Raw genomic sequence first — 21587 nt, 5'->3', positions numbered from 1 at the left:
CTCCTACTGCTGTTGCTGGCCGTCGACCGGCGCGTTCGCGGACGGGGTGACCGTGACGGTCACCGTCGGGGTCGGGGTCGGCTTGGGCTTCGCGGGCAGGACCGTGTCACGCGGGTCCTTCTTCGGGGCCTCCACGACCACGCCGACGATGTCGAGCTTGGTGAAGTTGACGTACGGCGTGACGTAGAGCGTGCGGGTCAGGCCGCCGCCGGAGGGGTCGACGCGGGAGACGACACCGACCGGGACGCCGGGCACGAACGGCTTGTCGGACTGCGAGCCGAAGGTGACCAGCCGGTCGCCCTTGTGCACCTCGGCCTTGCCGTTGAGGAGTTCGACGCGCAGCGGGCCGTCGCCCTCGCCGGAGGCGAAGCCGAGTTCGTCGCTGCCCTCCATGCGGGTGCCGACGGTGAAGTCGGGGTCGTTGGCCAGCAGGACGGTGGAGGCGTCGGGCCCGACGGTGGTGACCCGGCCGACGAGTCCGTTGCCGTTGAGGACGGTCATGTCGCGCTTGATGCCGTCGTTGGCGCCGACGTCGATGGTGATCGTCCAGGAGAAGCTCTGGGCGGCTCCTATCGCGATGACCTGGGCGCCCTTGATGCCGTACTGGCCCTCGCCGGCCACCTTCAGCATCGTGTCGAGCTGGGTCAGGCGGCTGCGGTTGCGGTCGTCGCTGCCGAGCTTCGCCTTGAGGGCCGCGTTCTCCTTCTCCAGGACGGCGAGCCGGTCGTGCCGCTCGCCCGAGTCGCGGACCGCGGAGACCGCGTCACCCACCGGGTCGACGGCCGACGACACGCCGTTCTCGATCGGACCGAACACGGTGGCCGCGGCCCGGCGGGCTCCCTCGACCGGCGAGTCCTGCCCTCCCCGGATGTCCACCGTGATCAACGCGAACGCTACGGCGATCAGCAGCACCAGGAGCAGCCGGCTCTCTCGTGTGTCCCTCACGTGCGGCGGCCGTGCCTTCCTCATAGAAATGTGCAGAGGTACAGGTATGCAGGTGTGGTGGGTCGTGAGCGGAGGCTCATGACGGAGCCTATGCCTCCATATCAACGATCCGCCGCACGAGAGGAGATCATCCCGTACGGCGGAATCGAAGCGTTACGTCATCTGCGCGGCTGGGCGTCCAGCACCTGCTGGAGCGCCTCGAACTCCTCGACGCACTTGCCGGAACCGAGCGCCACGCTGTCCAGCGGGTCCTCGGCGATGTGGATCGGCATACCGGTCTCCCGGCGCAGCCGCTCGTCCAGGCCCTTCAGCAGGGCTCCGCCGCCGGTCAGAACGATTCCTCGGTCCATGATGTCGCCGGACAGCTCCGGCGGGCACTTGTCGAGGGTCGTCTTCACCGCGTCGACGATCGCGTTGACGGGCTCTTCGATCGCCTTGCGGACTTCGCCGGCGGAGATGACAACGGTCTTGGGCAGACCGGAGACCAGGTCCCGGCCGCGGATTTCGGTGTGCTGGTCGTCGTCGAGGTCGTACGCGGAACCGATCGTGATCTTGATCTGCTCAGCCGTCCGCTCACCCAGAAGGAGCGAGTACTCCTTCTTGATGTGCTGGATGATCGCGTTGTCCAACTCGTCGCCCGCGACGCGGATGGACTGGGCGGTGACGATGCCACCGAGCGAGATGACCGCGACCTCCGTGGTGCCGCCGCCGATGTCCACCACCATGTTGCCCGTGGCCTCGTGGACCGGCAGGCCGGAACCGATGGCCGCGGCCATGGGCTCCTCGATGATGTGCACCTGGCGGGCGCCGGCCTGGGACGACGCCTCGATGACGGCACGGCGCTCGACGCCCGTGATGCCCGAGGGCACGCAGACGACGACGCGGGGGCGGGCCAGATAGCGCCGCTTGTGGATCTTCAGGATGAAGTAGCGGAGCATGCGCTCGGTGATCTCGAAGTCGGCGATGACACCGTCCTTCAGCGGGCGCACGGCAACGATGTTGCCCGGCGTCCGCCCGATCATCTTCTTGGCTTCGGAGCCGACCGCGAGAATGCCACCGGTGTTGGTGTTGATCGCGACGACGGACGGCTCGTTGAGTACGATCCCGCGACCCCTGACGTACACCAGCGTGTTGGCGGTCCCGAGGTCGACAGCCATGTCACGGCCGATGAACGACATTGAGTTCCCCATCAGGATTCGTCTGGCCTTCCTGGGAGCTTTTGAGGGCTTTTCAGGTCGGCGAAGTGGGTGCTGTGACGTGAAGGCTTACATCGTAGACGCGCCTGCACGAACACTGCGCGAGGGTCTTCGCCATTGTCAGCATGTGAGGCGCCGCCTCGCTTGTGGAGACGGCCCAACGGGGGCACGCGTTCCCCCGATCGGCACGCATATGCCGACGATCGGCACGCATATGCCGAGAGACGGCCGGAAGAACGCGGCCGTCCCTGGTCAGGCATGTGGGTTACTGATGGAGATTCAGGAACGCCCCGGGAAGAAGATCTTCACCTCGCGTTCGGCGGACTCCTCCGAGTCCGACGCGTGGATCAGGTTCTCCCGGACGATGACACCGAAGTCCCCGCGGATCGAGCCCGGCGCCGCGGCGATCGGGTCGGTCGGACCGGCCAGCTGGCGGACGCCCTCGATGACCCGGTCGCCCTCCACGATCAGGGCCAGCACCGGACCGGAGGCCATGAACTCCATCAGCGGCTCGTAGAAGGGCTTGCCCTTGTGCTCGCCGTAGTGCTGCTCCAGGGTGTCCTGGTCCAGGGTGCGCAGCTCCAGCGCGGTGATCTGCCAGCCGGCCTTGCGCTCGATGCGGCTGATGATCTCGCCGGTCAGGCCACGACGTACGGCGTCGGGCTTGAGCAGGACGAGGGTGCGCTGGGTCACGACAGGACTCCTTCGGATCATGATGGTGCGGGACGTCTCACGACAGGCCCGAGGCTACAGGGCGTGTCCCTGCGCCCATTACGCAGCGTCAGGTGTAGGGGAGTCGGTCTGCGCGGCCTGCGCGGCGAACCTCGCCTTCGCCTCGTCGATCTTCCGGCCGTAGTGCACCGACGCCCACCACAGGGCCGCGAAGATCGCCCCGAGGAAGAACATGGACGGCACGACGAAGCCGGACACGACCAGCGCGATCTGCAGCGCCCAGCCGAGCGCGATGCCGCCCGGCCGCGTCACCACCGCGCACAGCGCGACCGACAGGAACATGGCGATCCCGCAGACCGTCCACACCGTGGCGGTGGTCAGATCCGGATCCTTCATGGCGACCAGACCGGCGAAGCCGATCACGAAGAACTCGCCGATCAGCGTCGAAGAACAGAGCGTACGCACGGAAAGTCAGCCCCTCCCCAGGAGCAGTCGGGCTTCGCCGACGGTGATGACGGAACCGGTGACGAGCACACCGCCGCCCGCGAACTCGCCCTCCTCCTCGGCCAGCGTGATCGCGGCCTCCAGCGCGTCCGGCAGCCGCGGCTCGACCTGCACGCGCTCGTCGCCGAACACCTCGACGGCGATCGCGGCCAGCTCGTCCACGTCCATCGCGCGGTGGCTGGAGTTCTGGGTGACGACGACCTCGGCGAACATCGGCTCGAACGCCTCCAGGACACCCCGGACGTTCTTGTCGCCACTGGCCCCGACGACGCCGATCAGCCGGCTGAAGTCGAACGCCTCCGCCACCGCCTCGGCGGTCGCACGGGCGCCCGCCGGGTTGTGCGCCGCGTCCAGCACGACGGTCGGCGACCGCCGCACGACCTCCAGCCGCCCGGGCGAGGTCACGGACGCGAAGGCCTTCCGCACGGTGTCGATGGCGAGCGGATCGGGCCGCTGCGCCCCCACCCCGAAGAACGCCTCCACGGCGGCGAGCGCCACGGCCGCGTTGTGCGCCTGGTACGGGCCGTGCAGGGGGAGGAAGACCTCCTCGTACTCCCCGCCGAGCCCGCGCAGGGTGAGCAGCTGCCCGCCGACGGCGACCTGCCGGGACACGACCCCGAACTCAAGGCCTTCCCGAGCCACGGTCGCGTCCACCTCCACCGCCTTCTTCAGCAGCACCTGCGCCGCGTCCACCGGCTGCTGCGCCAGGATGACGGTCGCGTCCTGCTTGACGATGCCGGCCTTCTCCGTGGCGATCTCACCGGTCGTCCCGCCGAGCCGGTCGGTGTGGTCGAGGTCGATGGGGGTGACCACCGCCACGGTGGCGTCGATGACGTTCGTGGCGTCCCAGGTGCCGCCCATGCCGACCTCGACGACGGCCACGTCGACGGGCGCGTCCGCGAACGCCGCGTACGCCATGCCGGTCAGCACCTCGAAGAACGACAGCCGGAACTCCTGCTGCGCGTCCACCATCCCGACGTACGGCTTGATGTCCTCGTACGTCTCGATGAAGCGCTCGGCGGAGATCGGGGCGCCGTCGAGGCTGATGCGTTCGGTGATCGACTGGACGTGGGGCGAGGTGTAGCGGCCGGTGCGCAGCTCGAAGGCGCCGAGGAGGGCCTCGATCATGCGGGCCGTGGAGGTCTTGCCGTTCGTGCCCGTGATGTGGATCGAGGGGTACGAGCGCTGCGGGTCGCCGAGGACGTCCATCAGGGCGGCGATGCGGCTGACGGAGGGTTCGAGTTTGGTCTCGCCCCAGCGGGTCGCCAGCTCGGCCTCCACGTCGCGGAGGGCCTTGTCCACGGCGGGGTCCTCGGGGCGGCCGGGGACGTCCGCCTGCGGGGCGCCGGTGCCCTGGGCCCGGAGGGTGCGGCTGCCGGCCTCGATGACCGCGAGGTCGGGGTCGCGGTCTGTCTCGGCCTCGATGATCTCGTCGAACGGGTCGCTGTCAGTCACACGGGACAGTCTACGGAGGTTCGGTCGTGGTGCGTCTGCGGGCCCGGTGGAGGCCGGGCGCGCCCACCCGGCGGAGCCGCATGCCGATACGGCCCCGCGCCCCAGGACGACGAAGGCCCCGGTGCCTGCCGGCACCGGGGCTCCTCGTCCGTCCATGACCCTTACGCCTCCGGCAGGGCGTCCAGCTGGGCCGTGATGCGGGTGATGTCCTCGTCGGCCTTGGAGAGGCGGACGCGGATCTTGTCGACCACGTTGTCCGGGGCCTTCGCGAGGAACGCCTCGTTGCCGAGCTTGGCCGTCGCCTGGGCCTTCTCCTTCTCGGCGGCGGCGAGGTCCTTCGCGAGGCGCTTGCGCTCCGCCGCGATGTCGATCGTGCCGGAGAGGTCGAGGGCGACCGTGGCGCCGCCGACCGGGAGGGTCGCCGTGGCCGTGAAGGCGTCGCCCTCCGGCTGGAGCCGGAGGAGCTGGCGGATGGCGGCCTCGTGCGGGGCGAGGGCCGTGCCGTCCAGCGTGAGGCGGGCCGGGACGCGCTGGCCGGGCTGGAGGCCCTGGTCGTTGCGGAAACGGCGGACCTCGGTGATGACCTGCTGGAGGGTCCCGATCTCCTTCTCGGCGGCCGGGTCGCGGAACCCGCTGTCGGTGGGCCAGTCGGCGATGACGACCGACTCGCCGCCCGTCAGCGTCGTCCAGAGGGTCTCCGTGACGAACGGGACGATCGGGTGCAGGAGCTTGAGGGTGACGTCGAGGACCTCGCCCAGGACGCGGCCGGAGACCTTCGCCGGCTCGCCGCCCGCCATGAACGTCGTCTTCGACAGCTCGACGTACCAGTCGAAGACCTCGTCCCACGCGAAGTGGAACAGCGCGTCGGAGAGCTTCGCGAACTGGTAGTCCTCGTAGAGCGCGTCGACTTCGGCGACCGTGGAGTTCAGCCGGGACAGGATCCAGCGGTCCGTCGCCGACATCTCCGACGCGTCGGGCAGGTCGCCCTCGACCGTCGCGCCGTTCATGAGGGCGAAACGGGTCGCGTTCCAGAGCTTGTTGGCGAAGTTGCGGGAGCCCTGGACCCAGTCCTCGCCGATCGGGACGTCGACGCCCGGGTTGGCGCCGCGCGCGAGGGTGAAGCGGAGCGCGTCGGAGCCGTACTTGTCCATCCAGTCGAGCGGGTTGACCGCGTTCCCGAAGGACTTGGACATCTTCTTGCCGAACTGGTCGCGGACCATGCCGTGCAGGGCGATGGTGTGGAACGGCGGGGTGCCGTCCATCGCGTAGAGGCCGAACATCATCATCCGGGCGACCCAGAAGAAGAGGATGTCGTAGCCGGTGACCAGGACGGAGTTCGGGTAGAACTTCGCGAGCGACTCGGTCCGTTCGGGCCAGCCGAGCGTGGAGAACGGCCACAGGCCGGAGGAGAACCAGGTGTCGAGGACGTCGGTGTCCTGGTGCCAGCCCTCACCCGTGGGGGCCGCGTCGTCGGGGCCGACGCAGACGACCTCGCCGTTCGGGCCGTACCAGACCGGGATGCGGTGGCCCCACCACAACTGCCGTGAGATGCACCAGTCGTGGAGGTTGTCGACCCAGTCGAAGTAGCGCTTCTCCATCTCCTGCGGGTGGATCCTGACCCGGCCGTCACGGACCGCGTCGCCGGCCGCCTTCGCGAGGGGGGCGACCTTGACCCACCACTGCATGGACAGCCGCGGCTCGATGGTCGTCTTGCAGCGCGAGCAGTGGCCGACCGAGTGGACGTAGGGCCGCTTCTCGGCGACGATCCGGCCCTCGGCGCGCAGCGCGGCGACGATCGCCGAGCGGGCTTCCAGGCGGTCCTGGCCCTGGAAGGGGCCGGGGACGGTGATGACGGCGTGCTCGTCCATGACCGTGATGGCCGGGAGGTCGTGCCGCTGGCCGATCTCGAAGTCGTTCGGGTCGTGGGCCGGGGTGACCTTGACGGCACCCGTGCCGAACTCGGGGTCGACGTGCTCGTCCGCGACGACCGGGATGGAACGGTCGGTCAGCGGCAGCCGGATGAGCTTGCCGACGAGGTGCTTGTACCGCTCGTCCGAGGGGTGAACGGCGACGGCCGTGTCACCGAGCATGGTCTCGGCGCGGGTCGTGGCGACGACGATGGTCTCGTCCCCGTCGCCGTACTTCATGGAGACCAGCTCGCCGTCGTCGTCCTGGTACTCGACCTCGATGTCCGAGATCGCGGTGAGACAGCGGGGACACCAGTTGATGATGCGCTCGGCGCGGTAGATCAGCTCGTCGTCGTAGAGCCGCTTGAAGATGGTCTGGACGGACTGGGAGAGGCCCTCGTCCATGGTGAAGCGCTCGCGCGACCACGCGACACCGTCGCCGAGGCGGCGCATCTGGCCGGAGATCTGGCCGCCGGACTCGCCCTTCCACTGCCAGACGCGCTCGACGAAGGCCTCACGGCCCAGGTCGTGCCGGGACTTGCCCTCCTTGCCCAGCTCGCGCTCGACGACGTTCTGCGTGGCGATGCCGGCGTGGTCCATGCCGGGCTGCCACAGCGTCTCGTACCCCTGCATGCGCTTGCGGCGCGTGAGGGCGTCGATGAGCGTGTGCTCGAAGGCGTGCCCCAGGTGGAGCGAGCCCGTGACGTTCGGCGGCGGGATGACGATGGTGTACGGCGGCTTCTCGCTCTTCGCGTCCGCCTCGAAGTAACCCCGCTCCACCCAGCGCTCGTACAGCGGCCCCTCTACATCGGCCGGCGCGTACTGGGTCGGCAGTTCGGAGTCGGGCGCTGGTGGCTGCTGCTGAGCGTTCTCGGTCACGGGCCCAGTTTAGGGGTGTCGCGGGGGTGTCCCGAAACGCGTTTGTTCTGTAACGGTGCGGCCCCCGATGCTCTGCGCTTCCTGTGACTGGGTCAGGATGTCGGGAACACATAAGCACCTGGAGGGGAACCCAGAAATGAGCTACAACCAGCCGGGCCCGTACGACGGGCAGCCTCAGCAGCCCGGACCGTACGGTCAGCCGGGCCCCTACGGGCAGCCTCCCCAGCAGGCGCCGCAGGGCGCGCCTCAGCCCGGCTACGGCTACCCCCAGCAGGCTCCCCCCGCCCAGCCCGGCTACGGCTACCCGCAGCCCCCGCAGGGCGTCCCGCAGCAGGGCCCCTACGGCCAGCCGCAGCAGCCGTACGGCCAGCAGCCCTACGGCCAACCCCCTTACGGGCAGGCCCCGTACGGTGTTCCGCAGCCCCCGGCGCCCGGCGGGAAGAAGAGGACCGGGCTCATCATCGGCGGGGTGGCGGTCCTGGCCGCCATCGGCGTGGGCGTGTACTTCGTCCTCGGGTACACCGGGTCCTCCGGTCTCTCGGACGACGGTGCCCACAAGCTGACGACCCCGGCGAAGGTGCTCGGCGACTACAACCGGGCGACCAAGGACGGCGAAACCAGCGACAGCGGCTCCTCGACCGTGAAGGACCTGGAGAAGAGCGGCGTCAAGAACGGCACCGCCGTCTTCGGCGCCTACTCGACCGCCGACCTCAGCGGCTACGACCCGAGCGACCCGTCCACCGCGCCCAGCGCGTCCGAACTGCTCACCGCCAAGGGCATCTCCCTCATCGGCGCCTACGGCAAGATCGCCGATCCGCAGAAGGCCCTGGACGCGTTCTTCGCGGACATCCAGAAGGACGTCGACCAGAGCGGCTCCTCCAGCAGTTCCTCGGGCGGCAGCAAGCTGGTCGGTGACCCCGAGTCGGTCGACGTGGACGGCGCGGTCATGAAGTGCCAGGCGGCCAAGGGCACCAACCAGGTGACCAAGAAGACGCAGACCGACTGGTTCTGCGCCTGGGCCGACTACAGCACCATCGCGATGGTCTCCCCCGGCGACAACACGGCCGACGTGTCCAAGGACACCGCCGTCTCCATGACGACCAAGCTGCGCAAGGAAGTCCGGGTCAAGATCTGACCTCGGGGACTCGACAACGAAGGGCGCCCGGTCCGTTGAGGACCGGGCGCCCTTCGTGTGGTGGCAAGTACCTTGCCCGGTAAGGCTGTTACGCCGTCTTCTGCTCCCCCGGGCCCCGGCCGCGCGCGTCGCGCGGGATCAGGGTCGGGTTGACGTTCGACAGGACGACGTCCGCCGTGATGACGACCCGGGCCACGTCCTTGCGGGACGGGACCTCGTACATGACGCCCTGGAGGACTTCCTCCATGATGGCGCGCAGGCCGCGGGCACCGGTCTGGCGGAGGATGGCCTGGTCGGCGATGGCCTCCAGCGCCTCGCGCTCGAAGTCCAGCTCCACGCCGTCGAGTTCGAAGAGGCGCTCGTACTGCTTGACGAGTGCGTTGCGCGGCTCGATGAGGATCTGGAGCAGGGCCTCGCGGTCCAGGTTGTGGACCGAGGTGATGACGGGGAGACGCCCGATGAACTCGGGGATCATGCCGAACTTGACCAGGTCCTCGGGCATGACGTCCTCGAACTGGTCCTTGGACTGCAGCTCCCGCTTGGAGCGGATCGTCGCCCCGAAGCCGATGCCCTTGGCGCCGGCCCTGGACTCGATGAGTTTCTCCAGGCCCGCGAAGGCACCGCCCACGATGAACAGGACGTTCGTCGTGTCGATCTGGATGAACTCCTGGTGCGGGTGCTTCCGGCCGCCCTGCGGCGGGACGGAGGCCGTGGTGCCCTCCAGGATCTTCAACAGGGCCTGCTGGACGCCCTCTCCGCTCACGTCACGCGTGATCGACGGGTTCTCGCTCTTCCGGGCGACCTTGTCGATCTCGTCGATGTAGATGATGCCCGTCTCGGCCTTCTTGACGTCGTAGTCGGCGGCCTGGATGAGCTTCAGCAGGATGTTCTCGACGTCCTCGCCTACGTAGCCCGCCTCCGTGAGCGCGGTCGCGTCGGCGATCGCGAACGGCACGTTCAGCATGCGGGCCAGGGTCTGCGCGAGGAGGGTCTTGCCCGAGCCCGTGGGGCCGAGCAGCAGGATGTTGGACTTCGCCAGCTCGATGGCGTCCTCGCGGCTCTGGCCGCCGCCGTTCTCACCGGCCTGGACGCGCTTGTAGTGGTTGTACACCGCGACCGAGAGTGCCTTCTTCGCCGACTCCTGGCCGACGACGTATCCCTCGAGGAACTCGTAGATCTCGCGGGGCTTGGGGAGTTCCTCCCAGCGGACCTCGCTCGTCTCCGCGAGTTCTTCCTCGATGATCTCGTTGCAGAGGTCGATGCACTCGTCGCAGATGTACACACCGGGCCCTGCGATGAGCTTCTTGACCTGCTTCTGGCTCTTGCCGCAGAACGAGCACTTGAGCAGATCGCCGCCGTCACCGATGCGTGCCACGGTGTGCTTCCCCTTCGCCTGGGAGCCGCCTGGGTACAGCGACTCCTGGTGCTGCCTTATGTCCGACGGTACCTTGCCGGGCCCCCCGTTCGGGCCCCCCTTGGCACGGTTCACTTCCACGTGGACCGTGCCGAGGGGTGGTGGACGATACAGGTCCGGGTCAGCGGACGTCGGCGTTGTTCATCTTCCGGGTGGAGATGATCTGGTCGATCAGGCCGTACGACAGGGCGTCCTCGGCCGTGAGGATCTTGTCGCGCTCGATGTCCTCGCGGATCTTCTCCAGCGGGGTCGTCGAGTGCTTGGCCAGCATGTCTTCGAGCTGACCGCGCATGCGGAGGATCTCGTTGGCCGCGATCTCGAGGTCGGAGACCTGGCCCCGGCCCGTCTCGCTGTAGGGCTGGTGGATCAGCACGCGCGCGTTCGGCAGGGCCATGCGCTTGCCCGGCGTACCGGCGGCCAGCAGGACGGCGGCGGCGGACGCGGCCTGGCCCATGCAGACCGTCTGGACGTCCGGCTTCACGAACTGCATCGTGTCGTAGATCGCGGTGAGGGCCGTGAAGGAGCCACCGGGGCTGTTGATGTAGATGGAGATGTCACGGTCGGGGTCCATCGACTCCAGGCACAGCAGCTGCGCCATGACGTCGTTGGCCGACGCGTCGTCGATCTGGACGCCGAGGAAGATCACGCGCTCCTCGAAGAGCTTCGCGTACGGGTCGTACTCGCGGACGCCCTGCGAGGTGCGCTCGACGAAGCGCGGGATCACGTAACGGGACTCGGCGGCGGGAGCCGTGTATTCGGCGCGTGCGCGGTCGTACAGGCCGGCGCCGGGGAAGTCGTTCACTGTCTCTCTCCTAGAGGCTGTGCGGTCGGCTGGGGGCTGTCCTGGGGCCTCAGGCCCCGGTACCGCCGCCGCCCGGCATACCGGCGGCCGTGGGAATCACGTCGTCGATGAGGCCGTACTCCTTGGCCTCGAGCGCGTCGAACCAGCGGTCGCGGTCGGAGTCGCGGGTGATCTGCTCGATGCTCTGGCCCGTGTGCTGGGACGTGAGCTCGGCCATGCGCTTCTTGGTGTGCAGCAGCCGCTCCGCGTGGATCTTGATGTCGGAGGCCGAACCGGCCAGGCCGGCGGAGGGCTGGTGGATCAGGATCTCGGCGTTCGGCAGCGCGAAGCGCTTGCCCGGGGTACCCGCGCTGAGAAGGAACTGGCCCATGGAGGCGGCGAGGCCCATGGCGATGGTCACCACGTCGTTCTTGATGAACTGCATGGTGTCGTAGATCGCCATGCCGGCCGTGATCGAGCCGCCGGGGCTGTTGATGTAGAGGTAGATGTCCTTGTCGGGGTCAGCGGCAAGGAGCAGGAGCTGTGCGGTGATCTTGTTCGCGATGTCGTCGTCGACCGCCTGGCCGAGGAAGATGATCCGCTCACCGAGCAGTCGGTTGTAGACCTGGTCGCCGAGGCCACCGATGGAGGGCTCGCCGGCGGCTGTAGGCATCAGATTCGTCACGTATCCACCTGCTCGTCTTTACGACGGCGCCGGGCCGTCTCACGTGTACTGCCGAGGGCAACGGAGACTCCCCTGCCCTCGTATTCATGGACCCTAACGCGCGGGTCCCTCCGGGGAATCCCGCAAAGGGAACTGTTCGCTGTCAGCGCATGCGCCCCGCTGGCCTGAGCGGATTCCCCGCGGTGGGGGTGGGTGCGGTCGCCTCGGGCCGCGAACGGGCGGGGGCTCGTCGCGCGGTTCCCCGCGCCCCTTCGGCCCGCGTCCGGGGGGCGTACGACAAGAGGGCCCCGGGGTTAGACGTCCCCGGGGCCCTCGTGTGCGACTGCTTACGCCTCGGTCGGCTCCTCGGCGGCCTCGGTCGACTCGGCGGCCTCGGTGGCCTCCTCCTCGTCGTCCAGGTCCACGACCTCGCCGTTGGTGTCCTTGACCGTGGCGGCCTCGACGACGACGGCCAGGGCCTTGCCGCGGGCGACCTCGCCGACCAGGAGCGGAACCTGGCCGCCCTCGACGACCGCCTGGGCGAACTGGTCGGGGGACATGCCGGAGGAGGCCGCGCGGCGCATGAGGTGCTCGGTGAGCTCCTCCTGGTTGACGTTCAGCTTCTCCTTGTTGACGAGCTCGTCCAGGACGAACTGCGTCTTGATGCCCTTGACCGCGGCTTCCTTGGTCTCGGCGTCGAACTCCTCGGCCGTCTTGCCCTGGATCTCGAGGTACTTCTCGAGGTCGAGGCCCATCTGACCGAGCTGGTGGTGCTCCAGGTTGTGCTTGCGGGTGTTGATCTCGTCCTCGAGCAGCTTCTCGGGGACGGGCACCTCGACGAGCTCCAGCAGCTTCTCCAGGACGCGCTCCTGGGCCTGCGTGGCCTGGTCGTACTGCTTCATGTTCTCGAGGCGCTTGCGGCTGTCGGCGCGCAGCTCCTCCAGGGTGTCGAACTCCGAGGCGAGCTGAGCGAACTCGTCGTCCAGCGCGGGCAGTTCGCGAGCGGCGACCTGGGTGACCTTGACGGTGACCTGGGCCTCGCGGCCGGCCGCGGAGCCGCCCTTGAGCTCGGAGGCGAAGGTGGCCTCGCCACCGGCCTCCAGGCCCGTCACGGCCTCGTCGATGCCGTCGAGCAGCTCGCCGGAACCGATGGTGTAGGAGACGCCCTCGGCGACGCCGTCCTCCAGGACCTCGCCGTCGACCTTGGCCTCCAGGTCGAGGGTGAGGACGTCACCCTCGGCGGCGGCGCGCTCGACCGGGGAGGTCGAGGCGAAGCGCTCGCGGAGCTGCTCGACAGAGGTGTCGATGTCCTCTTCGCTGACCTCGACGGCGTCGACCTCGACCTCGATGCCGGAGTAGTCCGGGATCTCGATGGCCGGGCGGATGTCGACCTCGGCGGTGAAGTTCAGCGTCTCGCCGTCCTTCAGGTCCGTGATGTCGACCTCGGGCTGGCCCAGGACGTTGAGCTCGGCCTCGTTGACCGCCTCGGTGTAGAACTTCGGAAGCGCGTCGTTGACGGCCTCCTCCAGGACCGCACCGCGGCCGAACCGCTGGTCGATGACGCGCGCCGGGATCTTGCCCTTCCGGAAGCCCTTCACCGTGACCTGCTGGTTGATCTTCTTGTACGCCGCGTCGAGGCTGTCCTTGAGCTCCTCGAAGGGCACCTCGATGCTGAGCCGAACCCGGGTCGGGTTCAGGGTCTCCACGGCGCTCTTCACGGTTCGGTCTCCTTGGGGGCTGACTTCTTGGTTTGCGGACCCAGACAGGTCCGGCGGTTTCTGGTCGCCCGGAGGACTTCAGAGTGTGAGAGACACACGGGCGCGCAGCTTGCATAGTAGCCGCAGCGGCAGGACGCCCCAAAAGGCGATCGCGCGAGGTACTGGTGTGATACCGGTCCCGGAGGTCCGGCAGGTGGTCGGGGTGGCGGGATTTGAACCCACGGCCTTCCGCTCCCAAAGCGGACGCGCTACCAAGCTGCGCCACACCCCGTCTGGTGCGACACGTAGGGTACATGCCCGCAGGCGGTGGAGCCGCCGCATTTCACGGGCACCGGGGTGCCGGGCGGGGCGTGGGGAACGGGGTGTGCGCGGAGGGCACCCGACCCGCTACGATGCTCTCTGTGCCGCGGTCGTCTGACCTGCGGCGCGTCATGTGCGGGCGTAGCTCAATGGTAGAGCACTAGTCTTCCAAACTAGCTACGCGGGTTCGATTCCCGTCGCCCGCTCCAGGCAGTTCAGGGCCAGGCCCGGTGGATGACTCCCCGGCCTGGCCCTGAGTCGTTGTCACGACTCAGAAGCTGATCGAGTTGATCGTCTCCGCTATCGAGTTCAGGAACCGGTTGATGGACGGTGCCATGCCGGTCGAGGCGAGGAAGAAGCCGAAGAGGATGGCGACTATGGCTGGGCCCGCCTTGATCGATCCCCCTCGGATCAACACCACCAGGATGATCGCCAACAGCAGCACCACAGACAGTGAAATGGCCACAACTGATCACACCCTCGGTCGGTCCGCTCTCCCGGCCCGGGGACGCGACCCCGCGCACCCCCGCCAGGTCCATCGTGCCACCAACGCGGCCCACGTATGCGGCGGGTGACGCATCGTTGGTTGCAAAGGTTCGGAAGAGACGCGTTCGCAGGTCGTTCGAATAATTGGCACACGCACACGAACGGGCTTTTCTCGGGTGCCCTTTTGCGCCTTTTGGTCGGGATGAATCGTGACATATTGAAGAGATTCCGGACGCGCGCTCGATGGTTTCACCGATTCCCGCGGGCAACGCTAGGGTGCCTCAGATGTTCCACGCTGACACGCCCGCGGGCCAGAACGAACAGAGCAAACAGAACGAACAGACCACACCGCGCGACGCGTTCTTCGACAACGCGAAGTACCTGGCGATCCTGCTGGTCGCCATCGGGCACTCCTGGGAGCCGCTCAAGGGCGACAGCAGAGTGCTCCAGGGGCTGTACATGGTCGTGTACGCCTTCCACATGCCGGCGTTCATCGTCATCTCCGGCTATTTCTCGCGCAGTTTCGACATGCGGCCGGCCCGTCTGAAGCGTCTCCTCACCGGCGTCGCGGTGCCGTACGTCCTCTTCGAGATCGCGTACTCGCTCTTCAGCCGCTACGCCAACGACGACCCGCACCAGAAGATCACCCTGCTCGACCCGCTGTATCTCACCTGGTTCCTCTGCTCGTTGTTCATCTGGCGGCTGACCACCCCGATCTGGAAACTGGTCCGGCACCCGCTGGCGGTCGCCCTCGGCATCGCCATGCTCGCCTCCTGCACCCCGGAGCTGACCGACGACTTCGACCTGCAGCGGACGGCCCAGTTCCTGCCGTACTTCGTGCTCGGTCTCGTCCTGCGGCCCGAGCACTTCCAGTGGGTGCGGCGGCGCGGGACGCGGGTCCTGGCGGTGCCGGTGTTCGCGAGCGCGGTGGTCCTCGGCTACTGGGCGGTGCCGCGGATGAACGCGAGCTGGTTCTACCACCACGACTCCGCGCAGGAGTTCGCCGCGCCCTGGTGGGTGGGGCCGGTGATGATGCTCGCGATGTTCGGCTGCTCGCTGCTGCTGACCGCCGGTTTCTACTCCTGGGTGCCGAGCCGGCGGACTTGGTTCACGGCGCTCGGCGCGGGCACCCTGTACGGCTATCTGCTGCACGGCTTCGTGATCAAGGGGGCCGGTTACGCGGGCCTGTTCGACCACGCCTGGCTGCACCGGCCGTACGGTGTCGCCCTGGTGACCGTCCTCGCGGCCACGGTCGTCACCCTGCTGTGCACCCCGCCCGTACGCCGGGTGTTCCGCTTCGTGATCGAGCCGGGCATGGACTGGGCGTTCAAGCGGGACGCGGTCCAACTGGCCCGGGAGCGGGAGCAGTTGGAGCAGCCCGTGGTGCGGGAGAAGGTCAACGCCTAGGCAGGGAGGCCTAGTCGGGGGCTTGGCCGTGGAGCTGGCCGGTGCCGGCCAGGCCGAGGAGCGCGCGCATCCGTGCGTACTTCTCGGTCAGCCGCCGCCGGGTCGGCCCGTCGAGGACCGCGAGGCGGGCCGGGTCCGCGTTGTGCGCCAGGTCCGCCTCCTTCACCAGCAGCGCGCCGGGGGTCGCGAGCACCCGCTCGGCGTACGCCTCCGGGGACTCCCCCGCCCGCTTGGTGACCGCGAGCACGATGTCCTTCGTACGACGGCTCAGCGCGGCCTCGCGCAGCCACCGCTCGGTGAGCGCGTCGTCCTCCACGGAGTCGTGCAGCCAGGCCGCCGCGATCTGTTCGGCGTCCCCGCCCCGCAGCCGGACCCCCTCGGCCACCGCCCGGAGGTGCTCGGCGTAGGGCCGTCCCGCCTTGTCGGTCTGGCCCTCGTGGGCGGCCCGGGCCAGGGTCTCGACCTCGGCCTCGGTGAGGTGCGCGGTCACCGGGGCAGCGCCTGGGCCGCGGCGGTCGGTCCCTCGCGGCACACCAGCAGCAGGGCCCGGTCGTCGTTGACGTCCTTGGCGACCGCCTCGATGAGGTGCCAGGCGGCGCCGTGGAAGCCGCCGGCCACATAGCGGTCGGCCTCGCCGGTGAGACGGTCGATGCCCTCGACGATGTCCCGGTCGGAGGTCTCCACCAGGCCGTCCGTGAACAGCATCAGCACGTCCCCGGGCCGCAGCGATCCCTTCACGGGGTCGAACTGGGCGCCGTCGTACACGCCGAGCAGGGGCCCTTCGGCCGCCTTCTCCTCCCAGCGTCCGCTGCCGGCGCTGAGCTGGAGGCCCGGCGGGTGGCCCGCGGAGAAGAGTTCGTAGTCGCCGGAGTCGAGGTCCAGGACGAGGTGGATCGAGGTCGCGAAGCCCTCGTCCCAGTCCTGGCGCAGCAGGTAGCCGTTGGCGGCGGGCAGGAACGCGTGCGGGGGCAGCGAGCCGAGCAGGCCGCCGAAGGCGCCGGACAGGAGCAGGGCGCGGGAGCCCGCGTCCATGCCCTTGCCGGAGACGTCCGTGAGGACCACCTCCATGGTCCGACCACCGTTCGTGCGGGCCGCGACCACGAAGTCCCCGGAGAACGACTGGCCGCCCGCGGGACGCAGCGCCATCTCCCGGTGCCAGCCCTGCGGGAGCTGGGGCAGCTTGCTCTGCACCCGGATCCGCTCGCGGAGGTCGAAGAGCATGGTGCCGCCGCGCCGCCAGGGCACGCCCACCCGGCTGCGGAACTGCGCGATCAGCAGCCCGAAGAAACCGCACGCGGCCACCACGAGCACCACGCCCGGGGTCACCCGCGCCGGGCCCTCGGTGTACGGGCCGAGCTTCACCGACTCCACGATCAGACCGGTGGCCGCCGCCGCGTACAGGCCGAGCAGGCTCGCGGGGCGCAGCAGCAGGCCGCCCGCGACGATCGGCAGGACCAGCGCGGCGGCCGAGAACCACACCGCGTTGGCCAGCGTCATGGCCACGATCACCGGGATCGTGATCAGCAGTCCGGCCAGCGCGACCCAGTCCGAGCCGTCCCCGCGGAAGTAGTCGACGGCACTTCTGCGCAGGCCGGTGCGGACCCGGTGAGCCAGCTTCTTCAACCGGGCCGTGAACGTGTCGGCCTCCGCGCGCCGCTCTCGTCCTGCTGCCATTAGTTCGGGACCCTATCCATCCGACCAGCCGCTTGGCACGGGAGGTCCCACTTGTCCCCCCTGCGAGGTTCAACTTCACAGTGAACTTCACCGGAGGCGTTCGCGGTGGCGTCGAGCGGAAATTCCCTGGCTCGTCCCGCAATGCCCTGGTAGGCATGGCACATGGGGACAGTCACGAAGAACACGCCCGCCGAGCCCACCGAGCTGCGCGTACTGCGCGAGGAGGAGTGGGACACCTGGTACGACGAGCTCATCGACGCCTTCGGCGGGACCCCGGAGCCGCCCGAGGAGCGCGAGCTGTGGCGGGCGCTCACCGAGGTCGACCGTTCCATCGGTGTCTGGGACGGCGGGACGTGTGTGGGGACGGCGGGTGCGTTCAGCTTCCGGCTCACCGTGCCCGGCGGCGCCTCGGTGCCCGTGGCGGGCGTCACGATGGTCAGCGTGGCCGCCACCCACCGGCGGCGGGGCATCCTGCGGTCGATGATGCGGCGCCAGCTCGACGACGTCCGCGCCTGGGGCGAGCCGCTGGCCGTCCTGACGGCCTCCGAGCCGGCGATCTACGGCCGCTTCGGGTACGGCATCGCGACGATGAACATGTCCGCCGAGATCGACACGGACCGGGTGCGCCTCGCGGTGCCGCCGGGCACCGACGACGTCCGCCTGCGCTACGCCGAGCCGGCCGCCGTGCGCGACGCGTGCGAGGCGGTGTACGCGCGGCTGGTGGCCCGGCGGCCCGGGATGCTGGCGCGCCGGCCCGGGTGGGAGAACCTGCCGCTGCTGGACCCGGAGAGCGAGCGCGAGGGCGCGTCGCCGCTGCGCTGCGTGGTCGCCGAGCGGGACGGTGAAGTCGTCGGCTACACGCGGTACTTCGTCAAGCCCGAGTGGGACGCGCAGGGCCCCAAGGGTGCCGTACGACTGCGGGATCTGGAGGCGCTGGACCCGGCGGTGTACGCGGCGCTGTGGCGGTTCCTCTGCGAGATCGACCTGACCGGGAAGGTGACGACGCACAGCCGGCCCGTCGACGACTTCTGGCAGCATCTCGTCTCCGACGTCCGCCGGTGCTCGATCCGGCAGCGGGACTCGCTGCACGTACGGCTGGTGGAGCTGGGGGCCGCGCTGGAGGCGCGGACGTATCAGGCGCCCATGGACGTCGTGTTCGAGGTCGAGGACGCCTTCTGCCCCTGGAACGAGGGGCGTTGGCGGCTCACCGGCGACGCGAAGGGCGCGTCCTGCGAGCGGACCGGCGATCCGGCCGATCTCGCGCTGTCCGTACGGGAGTTGGGGGCCGCGTATCTCGGCGGGGTGTCCCTCGCGTCGCTCGCGGGCGCCGGGCGGGTGCGGGAGCTGCGGGCCGGGGCGCTGGCGGAGGCGTCACTGGCGTTCGGGTCGGCGGCCGCGCCCTGGCTGCCGCACGGGTTCTAGGGGCTGAACGCCCTTACGCCTGCTGGCAGTCGGGGCACCAGAAGAGGTTGCGGGCGGCGAGATCGGCGGTGCGGATCTCGCCGCCGCAGAGGTGGCAGGGCTGGTGGGCCCGGCGGTAGACGTACACCTCGCCGCCGTGGTCGTCCACACGGGGCGGGCGGCCCATCGCCTCGGGGGTGTGCTCGGGGCGGACGGTGTCGATGCGGTTGTGGCGGACGCCCTCGCGCATCAGCTCGACGAGGTCCGCCCAGAGGGCGTCAAACTCGGCGGGCGTGAGGTCCTTGCCCGCGCGGTAGGGGTCGATGCCGTGCCGGAAGAGGACCTCCGCGCGGTAGACGTTGCCGACGCCCGCGATGACCTTCTGGTCCAGCAGCAGGGCCGCGATCGTCGTACGGCTGCGGGAGATGCGCCGGTAGGCGGCGCCCGGGTCCGTGTCCTCGGGCGGGCGCAGCGGGTCCGGGCCGAGGCGGGCGTGGACGGCCTGCTTCTCGGTGTCGGTGATCAGGGCGCAGGTGGTGGGGCCGCGGAGATCGACGTACGACGTGTCGTTCGCGAGGCGCAGGCGGACGGTGTCCGTGGGCGGGGGCGCGGAGGTGCCGCCGAAGGTCACCTTGCCGAAGAGGCCGAGGTGGATGTGGATCCACTCCTCGTCCCGGAAGCCGAGGAACAGGTGCTTGCCGTGGGCTTCGGTGCGGGTGAGTTCCCTGCCGGTCAGCAGTGCGGCGGAGTCACTGAACTTGCCCTGGGGACTGGTGACGTGAACGGCCCGGCCGGCGAACCGGGCGCCGTAGTCCAGCGCGAGCCGGTGGATCGTGTGCCCTTCTGGCACCTGACGGACTCCCTTTCCCAGCAGCCCACCCGTCCGGACCGGCCGACGGGTGGGCCTCGAACGGCGTGCCTACTGCTGCGGGTGGTGCGCCGGGATCTCCGGCAGCTCGCCCGTCTCCTCGTACGCCGTCAGCATGTCGATGCGCCGGATGTGCCGCGGGTCCTCGGAGAACGGCGTGCCGACGAAGGTCTCGACGAACTTCGTCGCCTCCTCCGTCGTGTGCATCCGGGCGCCGACGGCCACGACGTTGGCGTTGTTGTGCTGGCGGCCGAGCGACGCGGTCTCCTCGCTCCAGGCGAGGGCCGCACGGACGCCCTTGACCTTGTTCGCCGCGATCTGCTCGCCGTTGCCGGAGCCGCCGATCACGACACCGAGGGCCTCGGGGTCGGCGGCGGCGCGCTCGGCGGCGCGGAGGCAGAAGGGCGGGTAGTCGTCCTGGGCGTCGTAGATGTGCGGACCGCAGTCGACGGGCTCATGTCCCGCCTCCTTCAGCCACTCGACGAGGTGGTTCTTGAGTTCGAAGCCCGCATGGTCGGAGCCGAGATACACGCGCATGCGTCGAGTGTGACACGGCTGTTTCCGGGCAGCAGCTCCGGGGCCCGACCGCGTTAATTACCGGCAACTCCTAACAACCTCAAGAGAACCTCAAGTAACGATCTGGATTCAAAGGTTCAGGAATTCCTTTACCTCCGATTCACTGGACCGACTCGTTCGCCGCTCGTACGAGCATCCCCCACCGGCATCCCAACCGGCGTAAAGGAAATCCCCCCATGACTTCTGGTTCTGGCCTTCAGGCAGGACTCAAGAACCGGCATCTCTCGATGATCGCCATCGGTGGCGTCATCGGCGCCGGCCTGTTCGTCGGCTCCAGTTCGGGCATCGCGACGGCGGGCCCCGGCATCCTGCTCTCCTACGCGCTCGTCGGCACGCTCGTGGTGCTGGTGATGCGCATGCTCGGTGAGATGTCGGCCGCCAACCCCACGTCCGGCTCGTTCTCCGCACACGCCGACCGCGCGCTCGGCCGCTGGGCCGGTTTCTCCATCGGCTGGCTGTACTGGTTCTTCTGGGTCGTCGTCCTCGCCGTCGAGGCGACCGCGGGCGCCAAGATCCTCGAAGGGTGGATACCGGCCGTACCCCAGTGGGGCTGGGCGCTCATCGTGATGGTGGTGCTGACCGCCACGAACCTCGTGTCGGTGGGCTCCTACGGCGAGTTCGAGTTCTGGTTCGCCGGGATCAAGGTCGTCGCGATCGGCGCGTTCATCGCCGTCGGCGCGCTGGCGATCTTCGGCGTGCTGCCCGGCGCCCACACCGACAAGGCGGGCCTCGGCAACCTCACCGACCACGGCGGCTTCCTGCCGAACGGCCCCGGCGCGATCCTCACCGGCGTCCTGCTCGTCGTCTTCTCCTTCATGGGCAGCGAGATCGCCACGCTGGCCGCCGGCGAGTCCGAGGACCCGCAGCGCGCCGTCACCAAGTCGACCAACAGCATCATCTGGCGTATCGGCGTCTTCTACCTCGGCTCGATCTTCATCGTCGTCTGCCTGCTCCCGTGGAACGACCCGTCGATCAAGGCGCAGGGCTCCTACGTCGCCGCCCTCGACTCCCTCGGCATCGCGCACGCCGGCCAGATCATGAACTTCATCGTGCTGACCTCCGTGCTGTCCTGCCTCAACTCCGGGCTCTACACGGCCTCCCGCATGGCCTTCTCGCTCGGCGGTCGCGGGGACGCCCCGAAGGCGTTCGCCCGGACCACGTCCCGCGGTGTCCCGATGGCGGCGATCATCGCCTCCGTCGCCTTCGGCTTCGTCGCCGTGTTCTTCAACTACGCCTATCCCGACACCGTCTTCCTCTTCCTCGTCAACTCCTCCGGTGCCGTGGCCCTGTTCGTGTGGCTGGTCATCTGCGCGTCCCAGCTGCGCATGCGCCGGATCATCGAGCGCGAGTCGCCGGAGAAGCTCGTCGTACGGATGTGGCTGTACCCGTATCTGACCTGGGCGACGATCGCCCTGATCGTGTTCGTCCTCGGCTACATGCTCACCGACACGAAGGGCGAGAGCAGCGGCCGTACGACCGTGCTGCTGTCCCTGCTCGTCGCGCTGGCCGTGGTGGTGGTCTCGGTGGTCAAGGAGCGCGTGCGGGGCGGCCGGGCGACCGCTGTCACCGACACCGACACCGACAAGGTGTCCGTGGGCTGAGCGG

At 69.1% G+C, this 21587-nt stretch carries 19 protein-coding genes and 2 tRNA genes; 5 read left to right on the top strand and 16 right to left on the bottom strand.

The genetic code is table 11. From position 1 onward, the window contains the following. Positions 1–3: 3 nt before the first annotated feature. From mreC to ACIPTO_RS13130, 6 genes are all read right to left on the bottom strand, one after another. Positions 4–945: a rod shape-determining protein MreC gene (gene mreC, locus ACIPTO_RS13155; RefSeq protein WP_401191357.1), complete on the bottom strand. Its 942-nt coding sequence runs from the start codon at positions 943–945 to the stop codon at positions 4–6. A gap of 158 nt (positions 946–1103) precedes the next feature. Then, entirely contained in the window at positions 1104–2123 is a 1020-nt protein-coding gene (locus ACIPTO_RS13150; RefSeq protein ID WP_019065566.1) for a rod shape-determining protein, read from the bottom strand. Between the two features lie 297 nt (positions 2124–2420). Continuing rightward, a complete protein-coding gene (gene ndk, locus ACIPTO_RS13145) occupies positions 2421–2834 on the bottom strand; it encodes a nucleoside-diphosphate kinase (protein WP_366313520.1) in 414 nt (137 codons plus the stop codon). A 78-nt stretch (positions 2835–2912) separates the two neighbouring features. Further along, positions 2913–3278 (bottom strand): DUF4233 domain-containing protein, encoded by a 366-nt coding sequence (locus tag ACIPTO_RS13140; protein ID WP_366313518.1) that lies wholly within the window; start codon positions 3276–3278, stop codon positions 2913–2915. A 6-nt stretch (positions 3279–3284) separates the two neighbouring features. Continuing rightward, positions 3285–4772, bottom strand: a complete 1488-nt coding sequence (locus ACIPTO_RS13135) for a folylpolyglutamate synthase/dihydrofolate synthase family protein (RefSeq protein ID WP_366313516.1) — start codon at positions 4770–4772, stop codon at positions 3285–3287. 161 nt (positions 4773–4933) lie between these two features. After that, positions 4934–7558 carry a valine--tRNA ligase gene (locus ACIPTO_RS13130; RefSeq protein ID WP_401191354.1) on the bottom strand — a complete coding sequence of 875 codons (2625 nt, stop codon included), beginning with the start codon at positions 7556–7558 and terminating at the stop codon, positions 4934–4936. Between the two features lie 136 nt (positions 7559–7694). On the opposite strand from ACIPTO_RS13130, the gene ACIPTO_RS13125 reads away from it, so the two are divergent. Beyond that, complete coding sequence (locus tag ACIPTO_RS13125) at positions 7695–8693, top strand: hypothetical protein (RefSeq protein ID WP_366313512.1); 999 nt, start codon at positions 7695–7697, stop codon at positions 8691–8693. An 88-nt stretch (positions 8694–8781) separates the two neighbouring features. Here the strand turns inward: ACIPTO_RS13125 and clpX are convergent, their stop codons facing one another. From clpX to ACIPTO_RS13100, 5 genes are all read right to left on the bottom strand, one after another. Beyond that, positions 8782–10068 (bottom strand): ATP-dependent Clp protease ATP-binding subunit ClpX, encoded by a 1287-nt coding sequence (clpX, locus tag ACIPTO_RS13120; protein WP_266768669.1) that lies wholly within the window; start codon positions 10066–10068, stop codon positions 8782–8784. A gap of 160 nt (positions 10069–10228) precedes the next feature. After that, complete coding sequence (locus ACIPTO_RS13115; protein WP_366313510.1) at positions 10229–10909, bottom strand: ATP-dependent Clp protease proteolytic subunit; 681 nt, start codon at positions 10907–10909, stop codon at positions 10229–10231. Between the two features lie 49 nt (positions 10910–10958). Further along, complete coding sequence (locus ACIPTO_RS13110; RefSeq protein ID WP_033285987.1) at positions 10959–11561, bottom strand: ATP-dependent Clp protease proteolytic subunit; 603 nt, start codon at positions 11559–11561, stop codon at positions 10959–10961. Between the two features lie 338 nt (positions 11562–11899). Further along, entirely contained in the window at positions 11900–13270 is a 1371-nt protein-coding gene (tig, locus tag ACIPTO_RS13105) for a trigger factor (RefSeq protein WP_366313508.1), read from the bottom strand. Between the two features lie 194 nt (positions 13271–13464). Beyond that, positions 13465–13541, bottom strand: a tRNA-Pro gene (locus ACIPTO_RS13100). A gap of 164 nt (positions 13542–13705) precedes the next feature. On the opposite strand from ACIPTO_RS13100, the gene ACIPTO_RS13095 reads away from it, so the two are divergent. Then, positions 13706–13779, top strand: a tRNA-Gly gene (locus ACIPTO_RS13095). Between the two features lie 62 nt (positions 13780–13841). Here ACIPTO_RS13095 and ACIPTO_RS13090 read toward each other — a convergent pair. Next, positions 13842–14036 carry a hypothetical protein gene (locus ACIPTO_RS13090; protein WP_026178055.1) on the bottom strand — a complete coding sequence of 65 codons (195 nt, stop codon included), beginning with the start codon at positions 14034–14036 and terminating at the stop codon, positions 13842–13844. 305 nt (positions 14037–14341) lie between these two features. Here ACIPTO_RS13090 and ACIPTO_RS13085 point away from each other — a divergent pair, with 305 nt between their 5' ends. Then, on the top strand, positions 14342–15463 hold the full coding sequence (locus tag ACIPTO_RS13085; protein ID WP_401191350.1) for an acyltransferase family protein: 1122 nt from the start codon (positions 14342–14344) through the stop codon (positions 15461–15463). Between the two features lie 10 nt (positions 15464–15473). Here ACIPTO_RS13085 and ACIPTO_RS13080 read toward each other — a convergent pair whose 3' ends face one another. Beyond that, positions 15474–15953 (bottom strand): HD domain-containing protein, encoded by a 480-nt coding sequence (locus tag ACIPTO_RS13080; protein WP_401191348.1) that lies wholly within the window; start codon positions 15951–15953, stop codon positions 15474–15476. Next, positions 15950–17137: a PP2C family protein-serine/threonine phosphatase gene (locus tag ACIPTO_RS13075; RefSeq protein ID WP_366313503.1), complete on the bottom strand. Its 1188-nt coding sequence runs from the start codon at positions 17135–17137 to the stop codon at positions 15950–15952. Before ACIPTO_RS13075 ends, ACIPTO_RS13080 begins: the two co-directional genes overlap by 4 nt. Positions 17138–17299: 162 nt before the next feature. Here ACIPTO_RS13075 and ACIPTO_RS13070 point away from each other — a divergent pair, with 162 nt between their 5' ends. Continuing rightward, positions 17300–18559, top strand: a complete 1260-nt coding sequence (locus ACIPTO_RS13070; RefSeq protein WP_401191346.1) for a GNAT family N-acetyltransferase — start codon at positions 17300–17302, stop codon at positions 18557–18559. Between the two features lie 13 nt (positions 18560–18572). Here ACIPTO_RS13070 and ACIPTO_RS13065 read toward each other — a convergent pair whose 3' ends face one another. Both ACIPTO_RS13065 and ACIPTO_RS13060 read right to left on the bottom strand, forming a co-directional pair. Then, a complete protein-coding gene (locus ACIPTO_RS13065) occupies positions 18573–19388 on the bottom strand; it encodes an Fpg/Nei family DNA glycosylase (RefSeq protein ID WP_401191344.1) in 816 nt (271 codons plus the stop codon). Positions 19389–19457: 69 nt separating this feature from the next. Next, positions 19458–19943, bottom strand: a complete 486-nt coding sequence (locus ACIPTO_RS13060; protein WP_366313497.1) for a ribose-5-phosphate isomerase — start codon at positions 19941–19943, stop codon at positions 19458–19460. A 215-nt stretch (positions 19944–20158) separates the two neighbouring features. Here ACIPTO_RS13060 and ACIPTO_RS13055 point away from each other — a divergent pair, with 215 nt between their 5' ends. Beyond that, positions 20159–21583: an amino acid permease gene (locus tag ACIPTO_RS13055; RefSeq protein WP_366313495.1), complete on the top strand. Its 1425-nt coding sequence runs from the start codon at positions 20159–20161 to the stop codon at positions 21581–21583. The last annotated feature ends 4 nt before the right edge of the window (positions 21584–21587 follow it).

It is taken from the genome of Streptomyces sp. NPDC090083, from assembly GCF_044747445.1.
Classification (GTDB): domain Bacteria; phylum Actinomycetota; class Actinomycetes; order Streptomycetales; family Streptomycetaceae; genus Streptomyces.
This window is presented reverse-complemented; position numbering and strand designations above follow the sequence as displayed.

Coding starts and splice junctions, on each gene's coding strand:
- ACIPTO_RS13150 (WP_019065566.1), bottom strand. CDS start 2,123: ATGTCGTTCATCGGCCGTGACATGGCTGTCGACCTCGGGACCGCCAAC.
- ACIPTO_RS13125 (WP_366313512.1), top strand. CDS start 7,695: ATGAGCTACAACCAGCCGGGCCCGTACGACGGGCAGCCTCAGCAGCCC.
- ACIPTO_RS13110 (WP_033285987.1), bottom strand. CDS start 11,561: ATGCCTACAGCCGCCGGCGAGCCCTCCATCGGTGGCCTCGGCGACCAG.
- ACIPTO_RS13085 (WP_401191350.1), top strand. CDS start 14,342: ATGTTCCACGCTGACACGCCCGCGGGCCAGAACGAACAGAGCAAACAG.
- ACIPTO_RS13075 (WP_366313503.1), bottom strand. CDS start 17,137: ATGGCAGCAGGACGAGAGCGGCGCGCGGAGGCCGACACGTTCACGGCC.
- ACIPTO_RS13070 (WP_401191346.1), top strand. CDS start 17,300: ATGGGGACAGTCACGAAGAACACGCCCGCCGAGCCCACCGAGCTGCGC.
- ACIPTO_RS13060 (WP_366313497.1), bottom strand. CDS start 19,943: ATGCGCGTGTATCTCGGCTCCGACCATGCGGGCTTCGAACTCAAGAAC.
- ACIPTO_RS13055 (WP_366313495.1), top strand. CDS start 20,159: ATGACTTCTGGTTCTGGCCTTCAGGCAGGACTCAAGAACCGGCATCTC.